14 protein-coding genes are annotated in these 12,990 nt (G+C 69.3%); 7 read left to right on the top strand and 7 right to left on the bottom strand.

Annotation, left to right across the window (positions count from 1 at the left end; translation table 11 throughout):
* Positions 1-36: 36 nt before the first annotated feature.
* A complete protein-coding gene (locus E0H50_RS41655) occupies positions 37-423 on the top strand; it encodes a RidA family protein (protein ID WP_131296749.1) in 387 nt (128 codons plus the stop codon).
* On the opposite strand, the gene E0H50_RS41650 is transcribed toward E0H50_RS41655, so the two are convergent.
* Both E0H50_RS41650 and E0H50_RS41645 read right to left on the bottom strand, forming a co-directional pair.
* Positions 420-1,292: a serine hydrolase gene (locus tag E0H50_RS41650; protein WP_131296748.1), complete on the bottom strand. Its 873-nt coding sequence runs from the start codon at positions 1,290-1,292 to the stop codon at positions 420-422. The genes E0H50_RS41655 and E0H50_RS41650 overlap by 4 nt on opposite strands.
* Positions 1,289-2,161, bottom strand: coding sequence for a LysR family transcriptional regulator (locus E0H50_RS41645; RefSeq protein ID WP_131296746.1), 873 nt, complete (start codon positions 2,159-2,161; stop codon positions 1,289-1,291). The genes E0H50_RS41650 and E0H50_RS41645 overlap by 4 nt, the downstream gene beginning before the upstream one ends.
* 109 nt (positions 2,162-2,270) lie before the next feature.
* Between E0H50_RS41645 and E0H50_RS41640 the strand changes: the two genes are divergently transcribed.
* Positions 2,271-3,206, top strand: coding sequence for an MBL fold metallo-hydrolase (locus E0H50_RS41640; protein WP_238151703.1), 936 nt, complete (start codon positions 2,271-2,273; stop codon positions 3,204-3,206).
* Here the strand turns inward: E0H50_RS41640 and E0H50_RS41635 are convergent.
* A complete protein-coding gene (locus E0H50_RS41635) occupies positions 3,196-3,927 on the bottom strand; it encodes a GNAT family N-acetyltransferase (RefSeq protein ID WP_131296744.1) in 732 nt (243 codons plus the stop codon). The two genes, E0H50_RS41640 and E0H50_RS41635, sit on opposite strands and share 11 nt — an antisense overlap.
* Positions 3,928-3,982: 55 nt before the next feature.
* Positions 3,983-5,368: a MocR-like pyridoxine biosynthesis transcription factor PdxR gene (gene pdxR, locus E0H50_RS41630; protein WP_238151702.1), complete on the bottom strand. Its 1,386-nt coding sequence runs from the start codon at positions 5,366-5,368 to the stop codon at positions 3,983-3,985.
* An 84-nt stretch (positions 5,369-5,452) separates the two neighbouring features.
* Here pdxR and E0H50_RS41625 point away from each other — a divergent pair, with 84 nt between their 5' ends.
* Genes E0H50_RS41625 through E0H50_RS41615 form a run of 3 tightly spaced genes read left to right on the top strand, consistent with a single transcriptional unit; the run spans position 5,453 to position 7,458 of the window.
* Positions 5,453-6,739 (top strand): FAD-binding oxidoreductase, encoded by a 1,287-nt coding sequence (locus E0H50_RS41625; RefSeq protein WP_131296741.1) that lies wholly within the window; start codon positions 5,453-5,455, stop codon positions 6,737-6,739.
* A gap of 16 nt (positions 6,740-6,755) precedes the next feature.
* On the top strand, positions 6,756-6,947 hold the full coding sequence (locus tag E0H50_RS41620; RefSeq protein WP_131296739.1) for a hypothetical protein: 192 nt from the start codon (positions 6,756-6,758) through the stop codon (positions 6,945-6,947).
* Positions 6,948-6,954: 7 nt separating this feature from the next.
* Entirely contained in the window at positions 6,955-7,458 is a 504-nt protein-coding gene (locus tag E0H50_RS41615; protein WP_238151701.1) for a tetratricopeptide repeat protein, read from the top strand.
* A gap of 20 nt (positions 7,459-7,478) precedes the next feature.
* On the opposite strand, the gene E0H50_RS41610 is transcribed toward E0H50_RS41615, so the two are convergent.
* The 3 genes from E0H50_RS41610 to nhaA form a co-directional block, all read right to left on the bottom strand.
* Positions 7,479-8,321, bottom strand: coding sequence for an SAM-dependent methyltransferase (locus E0H50_RS41610; RefSeq protein ID WP_202868572.1), 843 nt, complete (start codon positions 8,319-8,321; stop codon positions 7,479-7,481).
* A gap of 112 nt (positions 8,322-8,433) precedes the next feature.
* Positions 8,434-8,871 (bottom strand): rhodanese-like domain-containing protein, encoded by a 438-nt coding sequence (locus E0H50_RS41605; protein WP_131296737.1) that lies wholly within the window; start codon positions 8,869-8,871, stop codon positions 8,434-8,436.
* Between the two features lie 58 nt (positions 8,872-8,929).
* Positions 8,930-10,816 carry a Na+/H+ antiporter NhaA gene (gene nhaA, locus E0H50_RS41600; RefSeq protein ID WP_131296736.1) on the bottom strand — a complete coding sequence of 629 codons (1,887 nt, stop codon included), beginning with the start codon at positions 10,814-10,816 and terminating at the stop codon, positions 8,930-8,932.
* Positions 10,817-10,957: 141 nt separating this feature from the next.
* On the opposite strand from nhaA, the gene E0H50_RS41595 reads away from it, so the two are divergent.
* Both E0H50_RS41595 and E0H50_RS41590 read left to right on the top strand, forming a co-directional pair.
* Complete coding sequence (locus tag E0H50_RS41595) at positions 10,958-11,656, top strand: GAF and ANTAR domain-containing protein (RefSeq protein WP_238151700.1); 699 nt, start codon at positions 10,958-10,960, stop codon at positions 11,654-11,656.
* A gap of 142 nt (positions 11,657-11,798) precedes the next feature.
* On the top strand, positions 11,799-12,962 hold the full coding sequence (locus E0H50_RS41590; RefSeq protein WP_131296732.1) for an ROK family transcriptional regulator: 1,164 nt from the start codon (positions 11,799-11,801) through the stop codon (positions 12,960-12,962).
* Positions 12,963-12,990 lie beyond the last annotated feature (28 nt).

Below are 12,990 nucleotides of genomic sequence, written 5' to 3'. Positions count from 1 at the left end.
CCGGTTTCTCAACCCCGCCCGGGGTATATCTGGTCCATGACTGAGTTGGAATATCCGCAGGTGGCGGTGGTTGCGCCGGGCAACGGGTACAGCCACGTGGTGACCGGAACCGGCCAATGGGTGGCGATCTCCGGGCAGGTCGCACTGGACGCGAACGGGCAGTTCGTCGGCCGCGACGACCCGGCGGCGCAGGCAGAGCAGGTGTTCGCGAACCTGGCACGCTGCCTGACAGCGGCCGACGCGACGTTCGAGAACGTGGTGAAGCTGACGTACTTCGTCACCGATATCAACTATCTGCCGGAGATCCGGATCGTCCGCGACAAGTACATCCCCGGCCCGAAGCCCGCGAGCTCGGCCGTGCAGGTGGCGGCGCTGTTCAGCCCACTCGCCCTGCTCGAGATCGAGGCGTTCGCGATCATCTAGCGCAATACGTCGACCGCGACGCGAGCCGCCTCGCCGATCGCGGCCTCGACGCGTGGCTGGCGGAAGTCGCCGCGGGCGGCGAGTGTGAGGATCGCGATCGCGAACGCCGCCCCGTCGGGCAAGGTGACCACCGCGGCCTCGTGCCGCAGCGCGCCGAACGTTCCGGTCTTCCCCGCGATGCGTACGCCGTCGTGCGGGAAGCCGGACGCCACCCGCTGCAGGAAGATCTGCCGGTGCATCGTCGCCTTGACGAACTCGGTCTGCTCGGCCGACAGCAGCTCCCCCGCCCACAACCGTCGCAGCAACAGCGTCAGGTCGCGCGCGCTGGCCGCTGACCCGCTCGCAGCCTCGTACACGCCGACCGGGTCGGTTCGGTCGTTGTCCGCGAGTACGGCGAGCGCCGCATCCGCGTTGTCGGCGCCCGTACGGCGCTGCAGGTCGCGCAGGTTGGCCGCCGTACCGCGGCGGACCCAGGTGCGGCGCAGGCCGAAGGACTCCAGGATTCCGGCCAGCCGGCGCAGCCCGACGATGTCCAGCAGCGCATCGGCGGCCGCGTTGTCCGACACCGTCGCCATCGACAGGGCCAGATCGCGCAGCGACACCGTTACTGGGTCCGCGAACATGGACAGCCCGGTCGGTCCAGCGGTCCGCGACGACGGCTCGAGTGTCACTTGCTCGCGCGGATCGAGCTCACCGAGGTCCACGAGCCGGCTGAACCCGGCGAGCAGCGGCAGCTTGTAGACCGATGCCAGCGGTACGACGACGTCCGCGTCGAGCTCGACACGCGCCTCGGGGTCGTCGAGCGAGATCGCGTGCATCCAGCCGCGGACACCGGCGTCCTCGAAGATCCCACGGATCCGGGCGTTCACGAGGCCAGCGCTTCCGTGAGCTGAGCCATCACGTCGTTCGGGCGAAGGAACGGCGTACGCGTCCTCGACCACACGAGGCGGAGACGCAGCGGCAGCGGATCGTCGGCCAGTCGATGCCGCCCGACGCCCGGTGCGATCAGTGCCGGGTCGGCCGTCACCACGATCGCCTGGCCGGCCGCGGCCATCGCCAGTCCGGCGCGTTCGTCCGTCACCACGACCGTCCCGCCGTCGGGCCGGTGCAACGCCAACGTGTCCAGGAACAGGTCCCGCGCGGCCGGCGCCTCGGCCCGGGGCCGCACCGCGATCGGCAGCCCCTTCAACTGCCGTAACGCCACGACCTCGGTGCCGACGGTCGCTGCCGGCACGAGCGCCCAGGTCGGCAGGAGCGACACCGGCCCGGCCTCGAGCCCATCCAGGACCGCGGGATGCAGTACGGCGGCCAACGTCAACCGGCCCGTACCGACTTGATTGACCAGCGAACTCGTCGGCGCGGTCACCACCGTCACCCGACTGCCCGGAATCACCGACCCGCAGGCCGCCGCCACCGCCGCTCCCGCTGACGGCGGGACCTCAGGCGCCAGACCGAGGCGGATCTCGGGACCTTCCGGATCGCGCGCGATCGCCGCCTGGTGCAGTTCCTCGATCGAGGTCAGCGCACGCCGGGCGTAGGGCAGGAGCGCGACGCCGGCGGGCGTGAGCGCGACGCCGCCGGCACCGCGTTCGAAGAGCTTCGCGCCGACCAGTGCCTCCAGGCGCCGCAGGCCCTGGGAGAGCGGCGGCTGGGTGATGCCGACGGCCCGGGCCGCGTCGCCGAAGTGCTGCTCCTCGGCGAGCGCGATGAAGATCTGTAGATGCCGTTCAGTGATCATGACGTGACTGACCTGCGGTGATATCCCCAGCCAATCGCTCCATACCCAAGAGCATATTCGACATGCGCGGCGCAGCTCACTTTGACTGATGGCAACGAAAGGAGACAGCGTGAAGGTGAGTCGAAGAGGGATGCTGGTCGGCGCGGCGGCGGCCGGAGCCGCGGGCGTAGCTGGGGCGGTCGGTCTGGAGAACCGGAGCGAGGCGGCGACAAGCACGGCAACAACCCAGGCGGCGCGGGAGTCCGTCGAGCTGACCTGGTTCGGGACGCACGCGTGGCAGATCCGGTGCGGCAAGAGCGTCGTACTGACCGATCCGTGGCTGACGCGCTTCCACACCGGGACGTTCACGCCCGAGGGCGCCGATCCGAAGACGAAGCTGGTGATCAAGCCCGACGTGATCGACCGGCACCTGAGCACCGCCGACGCGATCCTGGTCCACCACGGGCACTACGACCACATGGCCGACGTACCGTACGTCGCGAAGAAGACGCAGGCCACCGTGCTCTGCACCGAGACGCACGCGAACATGCTGCGCGCGATGAAGACGCCGAACGACCTGCTCTCAGCGGTCCGCGGCGGCGAGTACCTGCCGTTCGAGGGCTTCACGATCGAGGTGTTCCCCTCGCTGCACTCCTGCGGCGGCAAGCGGCACACGTACGCGTACCCGGGTTACCGGTACGCCGTCCCGCCGCGCCCGCGCCACATCGAGGACCTGGTCGAGGGCGGCACGCTCGCGTTCGTGATCACGATCGGCGGCCTGCGCATCCTCAGCCTCAGTACGGCGAACTTCGACCCGAACGCGTTGCGCGGTCTCCAGGTCGACGTCGTACTGGCCGCTCCGGGCGGCGAGCCCGGCATCACCGATCGGCTGCTGCAGACGATCAAGCCTGTCCGGAAGGTGATCGCCACACACTGGGACGACTTCGACAAGCCCCTCGACGATCCCGGCATCCCGTGGACGGACCTGACTCCGCTCCGTACGTCCGTCGAGAAGACCGGCGCCGAGTTCGTCGTCCTCGATCACCTGCAGAAGGTCACGCTTTGACGCGGTAGTGGTAGCGCGAGACGGTCTGGAATCCGAGGCGGTCGTACAGCGCGCGGGCCGGCGCGTTGTCCTCGAGCACGCTCAGCCACACCCACTTGGTTGTTGCCGCCTGCAACAAACCGTGGATCACCGCGGAGGCGAGGCCCTGGCGGCGGAAGCGTTCGTCGACGGCGAGGCAGTAGAGACCCGCCGTGTCGTCGACGAGCGCGAGCCGGCCGATCGCCTTCGCCTGGGCGCCGTCCGGGACCATCGCGTAGAGCGCCTTCCCGCGGACCAGGATCTGCTCCGCGATCGGCCGGGAGTCGTCCCCGCGACCGTCGACGCTCCACCAGCGGTCCGTCCAGCCGGTCGACGGCGTCGTGGATATATCCACCTCGAACGGCGGCGCGGGCAGCTTCGCGAGTACATCGGAGATCGCCGCGCACTGCACCAGCGTCGGGTTGCGGAGCTCGTACCCGCGCGCTGCGAGGTGGGCGTCCAGGTCGCTCGGCTGGACCGCCGGGCTGATCTGGAACGACGGCCTGATGTCGTGCGCGACGTACAGGTTCTCCACATATTCCAAGGCCCTGCCGAGGTCGAACGGCGCACTCGCGGGCAGCACCGAGTTGGCTCGCAGGGTGACCCCCGCGTTGTGCCGGACCAGCCAGCCGTCCAGCTCGGTGCTGTGCGCGGCGGGCCAGCCTTGGTTCATCAGGGCATCCATACGAGCTTCGGCGATCACTCCACCAAGCGTAGAACCGTCCGGATTGAATTGCAACAGGTTGGATAATTATTCATCAACCGCGGATGGTGGCAACCACGTCCGCGAGCAACTCGATGCCCTCGACAACTTCCTTCTGGGAGAGCGACCCGTACCCGAACACCAGCCCGGCAGGCCCTTCGCCGGACACCCAGTACGGCGCCAGCCCGTACACGCCGAGCCCCTGCTGCAGAGCCGCAGAGCGCAACGCATCCTCGCTGAGGTCCGGCGGCAACCACGTCATCACGTGCAGCCCGGCCGAGATGCCTACCGGCTCGAGTTCCGGCAGCCGCGCTGCCAGTCGTTCGACCAGCGTGTCCCGCAGCGTCCGGTACCGCGGCCGCATCCGCCGCAGGTGCCGGTCGAACTCGCCGCGCGCCACGAAGTCCGCGAACGCCAACTGATCGAACACCGGCGACCCGCGATCGTCCATCAGCTTCGCCTGCGCCATCGGCTCGACCAGCCACGTCGGCAGGATCAGCCACCCCAGCCGCAGCCCGGGCGCCAGCGTCTTGCTCGCGGTCCCGGCGTACGCGACGTTGTCGGGCGCGAGTCCCTGCATCGCGCCGATCGGCTCCCGGTCGTAGCGGTACTCCGCGTCGTAGTCGTCCTCGATCACCAGTCCGCCCCACGCGACCAGTGCCGCCCGCGTCTCCGCCGACGCCACCGCTCCGGTCGGGAACTGATGGGCAGCCGTCACGAGTACGACGTCCGCACCCGACCGCTCCAACGCGTTGACGTCGATGCCCGTCTCCAGCATCGGTACGCCGACCACCTCGAGCCCCGCCGCCCGCGCGACGTCCCGCAGGTCGTTGTCGGACGGGTCCTCGACCGCGAGTCGCCGGCATCCGTGCGCGGCGAGCACCTGCAGCAGGAGCCGCGAGCCCTGCGCGAACCCGTTGCAGATCAGCATGTTCTCCGGGCGCGCCGCCGTACCGCGGACGCGATTCAGGTAGTCGGACAGCGCCGTACGGAGCTCGACCGTGCCACGTCCGTCGATGTAGGCGAGGCTGCGGTACGGCGTCTCGTTGAGTACTCGCCGTACCGATCGCAGCCACGCGGCGCGGGGGAACTCGGAGACGTCCGGGCGGCTGTAGCGGAAGTCGATCCGCGGCGGACCTGCATCGCTTTTCAGAGCGCTCGCGGCCTCGACGACGGCGATGTCGGCGACCTGCGTGTACCCGCCGGCGCGGCTGATCAGGTACCCCTCCGCGACGAGCTGCTGGTACGCCTCGACGACCACGCCGCGGGACAGGCCGAGGTCCTGCGCGAGGGCACGCGTCGACGGCATCACGGTCTCGGCGCGCAGCAGACCGGCCCGGATCCTGGTCCGGATCCCGCTCTCGAGCTGCTGGTGCAGCGGGACGCCGCTGTCCCGCTGCAGCTCGACCAGGAGCTCGCCCGCCCCGGAACTGGTCCTCATTCGGCTCACAGAACTGGACCTTATCGACGGACCGCTGTGCTGTCAGGGTTATGGGACAGACCAAAATCACCCAGGAGAGCTCCCATGACCGAGTTTCTGCGCACCGGCGACGCCGGGTACGACGAGGCGCGCACCGTCTGGAACGCGATGATCGACCGCCGTCCCGCCGTGATCGCGCGCTGCGCTTCGGCCGCGGATGTCGCCGAGGCGGTGCGCTTCGGGCGCGCGGCCGGGCTGGAGATCGCGGTCCGCTGCGGCGGGCACAACATCGCCGGTCTCGCCGTACCTGAGGGCGGGTTGATGATCGACCTGACGCCGATGAACGCGGTCCGCGTGGATCCGTCGGCGCAGCGGGCCTGGGTCCAGGGCGGTGCGCTGCTGGGCGAGCTGGACAAGGCGACGCAGGAGTACGGGCTGGCGACGACGGCCGGGAACGTCTCACACACCGGGGTCGGCGGGCTGACGCTCGGCGGCGGGATGGGTTGGCTGGCGCGGCGGTTCGGGCTGTCCTGCGACAACGTCGTGTCCTACGAGGTCGTGACCGCGGACGGTGACGTCGTACGGGCGAGCGCGGACGAGAACCCCGAGCTGTTCTGGGGACTGCGCGGGGGCGGCGGAAACTTCGGAATCGTGACGTCGTTCGAGTTCCAGCTGCACCAGGTGGGGACGCGGGCGCTGATCGTCGAGTTCACGTATCCGATCTCGGCGGGGTTCGACGTACTGCGCGCGTGGCGGGAGCTGAATGTCGACGCGCCGCGGGAGGCGACGTTCACCGCCAACATCACGGGAGACTCGGTGACGGTCGGGTACGTGTGGGTCGGCGAGGGCGGGTACGACCTGCTGCCGGCGTTCCGCGCGCTGGGGCCGGTGACCGGCGAGGTGGTCGAGGAGACGACGTACCTGAAGCTGCAGACGCGGGACGACAACGTCCAAGGACACCGTTTTCGGCGGTATTGGAAAGGTCACTACTTCAAGTCGCTGCCCGACGAGGCGATCCGCGCGTTGGTGGACAATCCCGGGATCTCGGCGAGCCTGCAGGCGTACGGCGGGGCGATTGCCGACGTACCGGAGGAAAACGCTGCATTCAGCCACCGGGATACGCTGTTCGAGTTCGTGACCGCGGCGCGCTGGGAGGACCCGGCCGACGACGCCGAGCAGATCGGCCGGCTGCGCGGGTACGCCGCGACGGTCGCGCCGTACGCGAGCGGGGCGTACGTCAACGTGCTGAACGACGACCCGATCAACCGCGCGTTCCCACCCGCGACGCTGAAGCGGCTGATCGCACTGAAGACGGCGTACGACCCGGACAACGTGTTCCACCTGAACCAGAACATCCGCCCCGGCGAGCCGGACGACGAGTCGGCGGCCTGACTGGTAACTGTGAGGAATGGACTTCGAGGAGGTCTTCGCCGATGTCGCGCGGGTGATCGAGGGCGCCGGCGTGGTCATCATGGCCATCGGACTCGCCGTCGTCCTGGTGCGGTACTGCGTCGACGTCCGGACCGTGCTCAGTTTCGCGCTTGAAGTCGAGATCTCCGGATCATGGCCGTGGCAGACCCGCCGGGCCGACGCGGCATGATGGACACGTGACAACTGAACTGACACCGGAACTGGCCGCGACGATCGAGGAAGCGTTCGCGCGGCGCGACCGGGCGAACATGGGGCCGACGATCGCCTTCTTCGAGAAGCTGCTGACCGAGCACCCGGACAATCCCTACGTGCTGTACGAGGTCGGCGGGTCGTACGACACCGCCGGCGACGAGGAGACGGCGGTCGGGTACTACGAGCGCGCGCTGCCCGGACTCACCGGGGAGACCCGCCGCAAGTGCCTGCTGCAGTACGGCAGCACGCTGCGCAACCTCGACCGCTTCGACGAGTCGCTCGCGATGTTCAAGAGCGCCTGCGCGGAGTTCCCCGAGTCGGACTCGCTGCGCGTCTTCAAGGCGCTGACCCTGCACGCCGCCGGGATGAAGGACAAGGCGCTCGCGACACTCCTGCTGGTGATCGCCGACAAGGTCGACTCCGCCGAGATCAAGCGCTACGAGGCCGCGATCCGCGGCAACGCCGACTACCTGGCGGGCCTGAGCTAGACCACCGCATTTGGTCCGTGTCAGGACTTGTGGGCGACGCCGCCGAAGATGATGTCGCGGACACCGGTCGGCGGGTCGTCCTCGACCCGGCCGTCGGGAATGTGCCAGTCGGCCAGCCGGACGACCCCCGGCTCGAGGATCTCCAGCCCGCAGAACAGCGACGAGATCTCCGCGACCGACCGAAACGCCAGCGTCGGGAACGCGCTCCGCACCTTCTCGGCCAGCTCGGTCACCAGCTCGTCCACCGGGCCGCCGTCACCCGGTTTGCACGCGTGCGTGATCGCCAGATAGGACCCCGGCGGCAGCGCGTCGACGTACGTCTGCGCGATTGCCCGCGTCTGCTCGTAGTCGGAGATGTGGTGCAGCATCAGCGCCATCACGAGCGCGACCGGCTCCCCGCCGGCCAGCAGCTCGGCGACCGCCGGGTCCGCCAGCACCTCGTCGGGCTTGGTCAGATCCGCGGCGGTGAACTGCGTCCGGTCGTTGTCCACCAGCAGTGCCCGGCCGTGCGCGACCACCGACGGGTCGTTGTCGATGTAAACGACCGACGCTTCCGAGTTCGCCTTCTGGGCGATCTGGTGCGTGTTCTCGGCGGTCGGCAGGCCGGAGCCGGCGTCGATGAACCGCCGTACGCCGACCTCGCCGGCCAGCCAGGTGATGACCTGGCTGAGCCAGCGCCGGTTGGCCCGCGCCCACTCCGGCGCCTCGGGCGCGATCTTCATGATCTGCTGGTACAGCTGACGGTCGGACTCGTAGTTGTCCTTGCCGCCGAGGAAGTAGTCGTAGACGCGAGCGACGCTCGGTCGGGTGGTGTCGATCCCGTGCGCGACCAGCCCGCCGTCGTACATCGGCTGATCGGTCACACTGTCTCCTCGCGACGCGGGGGCGCACGTTCATCACGAGGGTAACGCACGGAGAGTCAGCGTTTCACCACGACGAGTTCAATCTTTGTAAAACTCAACCCTCACAGGGATTTCAGCACGCGCACGCGATCCCGCGCGGCGCCGTCAGCGGGTCGGACTCGCGGCGCTCGATCCCGTCGGCCGTCTCCACCGGCAGCCCCTCACGGACCCAGTACTCGAACCCGCCGATCATCTCTTTCACCGGGTACCCGAGCTTGGCGAACTCCAGAGCCGCACGCGTCGCCCCGTTGCACGCGGGTCCCCAGCAGTACGTCACGACCGCGACGTCGTTCGGTACGACGCTCGCCGCCCGCGCCGCGATCTCCCGCGTCGGCAGATGAACGGCACCCGGCACATGCCCCTGGTCCCAGCTCTCCTGACTACGGCTGTCGATCAGCACCCATCCCTGCACCTCGGCCCCGATGTCGGCGGCTACATCGGACACGTCCGTCTCGTACGCCAGCCGCCCGGCGAAGTGCGCGACGGCGGCCTGATCGATCTGCTTGGTCATGGGGCCTAGCTTCTGCGACCTGACACACCGGCAACAGTGGCAGAAATGCCCTAGTGCATCAAGATTCCGCCACGCCGATCTTCGCCCGCGCCCGCGCCACCTTGATCGCCTGCTTCAGCGTCTCCGCGTCGTACGCCCCGTAGTGCCGCTGCCCGTTCACGAAGAACGTCGGCGTACCCGACACGCCGCTCGTGTCCGCCGACTCCACGTCCTGCGCGACCCGCGCCGCCACCACGTGCCGCTTCACGTCGTCGTGCAACCGGTCGGCGTCCAGACCGAGCTGTTCCGCGTACCCGATCAGGTCCTTCGGTTGCAGCTTCTCCTGGTTCGCGAGCAGCAGGTCGTGCATCTCCCAGAACGCCCCCTGCGCGGCCGCCGCCTCCGCGACCTCGGCCGCGATCTGGGCCCGCGGGTGCACGTCGGACAGCGGCAGGTGCCGCCACACGAATCTCAGGTCGTCGTCCTGCAGGATGTCCCGAACGACGGGCTCGGCCATCCCGCAGTACGGGCACTCGAAGTCGCCGTACTCGACCAGCGTCACCGACGCGGTCTCCGGGCCGCGGATGTGGTCCCGCTCGGGATCCACCGGGTCCGTCAGGTCCTGTAGCTGCTCCGCCTTGCCCAGCAGCGCCAGTGCCTTCTTCGGAGGGGACAGCAGCTTGGCCGCGCGGAACACCGCCCAGGTCAGCGCCGACGCGACGATCACCGCGGACAGCAGACCGACCTTCGCCTCGGCCAACTGCGGTCCGTCGAACGCGATCGTTGCGATCAGCAACGACACCGTGAACCCGATGCCGGCGATCGTCCCGCTGCCGACCACCGCGGCCCAGCCGACCCCCGGCCGGATCCGCCCACCGCTCAAACGTTCGAGCAGCCAGGAGACCGTCGTCACCGCGAGCGGCTTGCCGACGACGTACCCGAGCAGGATGCCGAGCGTGATCGGCGACGTGAACGCCTGCCCGAGGAACGCGGCGTCGATCGTGACCCCGGCGTTCGCGAGCCCGAACAGCGGGACGATCAGGTAGCTGGTCCACGGGTGGTACAGGTACTGCAGGCGCTCGTTCGGTGAGATCGTCGTGGTCAGCCCGACAGTCGCGGACCGTGCCAGCTCCGGCGTCGGCTGCTCACGGAACAGCCGGAACAGGCCGGTCGCCTCCTCCAACTGCTCCCTGCCCGGCGAGTACGCCGGTGCCGTCAGCCCGATCGCGAGCCCGGCGACGACCGGATCCACTCCGCTCTCCAGGAGGGCCGCCCACATGAGTACGCCGAGGATCACGTAGATCCAGGCTTTGCGGACGTGGAACAGGGAGAGCACCAGGACGATCGCGAACGCGACGACGGCTGCGGTGAGTGGCATCACCCTGATGTCCGCGCTGTAGACGACCGCGATCACGATCAGCGCGAGCAGGTCGTCGACCACGAACACGGTCAGCAGGAACACGCGGACACGGTCCGGCACCCCACGGCCGACCAGCGCGAGCAGACCGAGCGCGAGCGCGGTGTCGGTCGACATCGCGACACCCCAGCCGTGCGACCCGGGACCGCCGGCGTTGAACGCCAGGTAGATCAGCACCGGCGCGACCATCCCCGCGATCCCGGCCAGCATCGGCAGTACGAACCGGCTGCGATCCCGCAGGTCGCCCAGATCGAACTCGCGCCGCGCCTCCAGGCCCACGACCAGGAAGAACAGCGTCATCAACCCGCTGTTGATCCACTCGTGCAGCGGCAGACTCAGCACATCCGGCCCGAGCCCGACCGACAACTCGGTTCGCCACACCTCGTCGTACGACCCCGGCGCCACATTCGCCCACACCAACGCCGCCACGATCGCGGCCGCGAGCACCCCCGAACTCCCCGCCTCGGTCCGCAAGAACGCCCGCATCGGCGCCGCAAATCCCCGCCGCCAGTCAGTCCGCCCACCCAACAGACCCACGACGTCCGCCATGCCGCTCACTGTAATCGGGACCGCCGTAGCGGCGGGTCTCGCGGCGCCGAGTGGCGGGTTTTCGTGGCGGCTAACGCTGGGGGCGGGTTGGGCTGCATGATTGCTGTGCCCTTACTGCGTGACCATGCCCTGGAGCCTCCAGTGACTGAGCCTGAGCTTGCCCATTCGGCGGATACGTTTGCCCGGCTGGCGATCGAGTTACACGATGCGCCTGGTGTCGAGGAGACCCTCGACGCCGTGGTGCAGTTCGCCTTGCAGGCGGTGAACTGCACGTACGCCGGTGTGGCTTTCTACACGCGTGGTTCACAGGCCGAGATCGCGGCAGTCACGGATCAGGTCGTCACGGACATCTACGAACTGCAGATCGCTGCGGACAGTGGCCCGCTGGTCACGGCACTGCGCGACAGCGCCACAGTCCTGATCCGGGACACGACCAGCGACGGGCGTTGGCCCGACTGGAGTACGAAGGTCGCCGCGCTCGGGATCCGCAGCGTGCTCGACGTACCGCTGGCGACCGGTGACGCGCCTCGGCGTACGGTCGGCGTGCTCGGGCTGTACAGCACGGAGCCCGACGCGTTCGGCACCGATGACGAGGCGATCGCGCACATTCTCGCGCGGCACGCGTCCGTGGCGGTCGCGTCCGCGCGGCACGAGGAGACGATGGCGGAGGCCGTCGACGCGCGGAAGCTGGTCGGTCAGGCGATGGGCATCCTGATGGAACGCTTCGACGTGGACGGCGACCGGGCGTTCGCGATCCTCAAGCGGTACTCGCAGGACACGAACACCAAACTGCGCGACGTCGCTCAGCAACTCATCGATACGCGCAAGCTTCCGCACTGAAGCGAATCTGACAGCGTTGTCCCGCCGCCACCCACCTCAAACGGCTGCATACTTCGGGGTGAGCCTGACGCCGGGGCTTGTGCGGCCAGTACCGCGGACCGGGTCACGTCCCGGCGTCTCGAGCCCAGGCTAGTCTGACCGAATGGGTGAGTGGCGGCCGTTGGCGGGGCCCTCTCGGCAGGTCGCGTTGGAGATCCTGCTGGACGGGCCGTTGTCGCGCGCCGAGCTGTCGCGCCGGGTCGGCCTGTCGCCCGGCAGCCTGACCCGGCTGACGAAACCGATGGTCGAGTCCGGTCTGCTGGTCGAGGTCGAGGGCGGCCCCACGGACGCCCGCGTCGGCCGGCCGTCGCAGCCGCTCGACCTGGACGCGCACGCGCACCACTTCGTCGGCATCAAACTCACCGGCGACTCCGCGATCGGCGTACTGACGACGCTGCGCGCGGACGTCCTCGCGACCGTCGAGCGCCCGATCACCGACGCCACGCCGTCGGCGGTCGTCGACCTGGTGCTCGCGCTGACCGACGAGCTGGCGATCCAGGTCCCGGGCGGACAGCATGGGATCAAGGATTTGGCGATCAGCGGCCTCGGCGTCTCGCTCGGCGGCCGGGTCGTCGACCGGTCCGAGGTCCGCCTGGCGCAGTACCTGAACTGGGTCGACGTACCGTTCGGTGAGCTCCTCGCCGCGCACACGAACGTCCCGATCGTGATCGCGAACGACCTGACCTCGCTCGTCGAGGCCACCCACTGGTTCGGCGCCGGCCGGAACTCGGACCGCTTCGTCCTGCTCACGATCGGCGCCGGCGTCGGGTACGGGCTCGTCATCCACAACAGGGTGGTCGACAGTCCCGACATCACGCTCGGCCTGGTCGGCCATCACCCGTTGCTGCACGACGGCCCGCGCTGCGACCGCGGCCACCGCGGCTGTGCACTCAGCCTGCTGACGGTCGGCGCCGTCACGAGCCAGGTCGGCGCGGCGCTCGGCCGGGAGGTCGGGTACGACGAGGCGCTCGATCTCGCGGCGAAAGGCGACCCTGCGGCGCGCGAGATCGTGGGCCGGGCCGGTCGCGCACTGGGCAAGCTGATCGCGGCGTCCGCGAACTTCACCATGCCCGAACTGGTCGTGCTCGGCGGCGAAGGAGTCCGGCTGGCCGAGGTCGCGCACGACGAACTCCTCGCGGGCCTGCACGCCAACCGGCACCCGTCCGCCGCCGAGCTGTCGATGGTCCTGCAGCCCGCCGACTTCGGCGAATGGGCCCGGGGCGCGGCCGTGGTCGCGATCCAGACCTTCGTGCTCGGCATCGAGTAACTGGCTATTTCCAACTAGCCAGTTACAC

This window comes from Kribbella sindirgiensis, assembly GCF_004331435.1.
Lineage (GTDB): Bacteria > Actinomycetota > Actinomycetes > Propionibacteriales > Kribbellaceae > Kribbella > Kribbella sindirgiensis.
This window is presented reverse-complemented; position numbering and strand designations above follow the sequence as displayed.

What these genes read in the sequence shown, in the direction of transcription:
- pdxR (WP_238151702.1), bottom strand. Translation starts at nt 5,368, where the DNA reads ATGAGGACCAGTTCCGGGGCGGGCGAGCTCCTGGTCGAGCTGCAGCGG.
- E0H50_RS41645 (WP_131296746.1), bottom strand. Translation starts at nt 2,161, where the DNA reads ATGATCACTGAACGGCATCTACAGATCTTCATCGCGCTCGCCGAGGAG.
- E0H50_RS41620 (WP_131296739.1), top strand. Translation starts at nt 6,756, where the DNA reads ATGGACTTCGAGGAGGTCTTCGCCGATGTCGCGCGGGTGATCGAGGGC.
- E0H50_RS41590 (WP_131296732.1), top strand. Translation starts at nt 11,799, where the DNA reads ATGGGTGAGTGGCGGCCGTTGGCGGGGCCCTCTCGGCAGGTCGCGTTG.
- E0H50_RS41655 (WP_131296749.1), top strand. Translation starts at nt 37, where the DNA reads ATGACTGAGTTGGAATATCCGCAGGTGGCGGTGGTTGCGCCGGGCAAC.
- nhaA (WP_131296736.1), bottom strand. Translation starts at nt 10,816, where the DNA reads ATGGCGGACGTCGTGGGTCTGTTGGGTGGGCGGACTGACTGGCGGCGG.
- E0H50_RS41625 (WP_131296741.1), top strand. Translation starts at nt 5,453, where the DNA reads ATGACCGAGTTTCTGCGCACCGGCGACGCCGGGTACGACGAGGCGCGC.
- E0H50_RS41605 (WP_131296737.1), bottom strand. Translation starts at nt 8,871, where the DNA reads ATGACCAAGCAGATCGATCAGGCCGCCGTCGCGCACTTCGCCGGGCGG.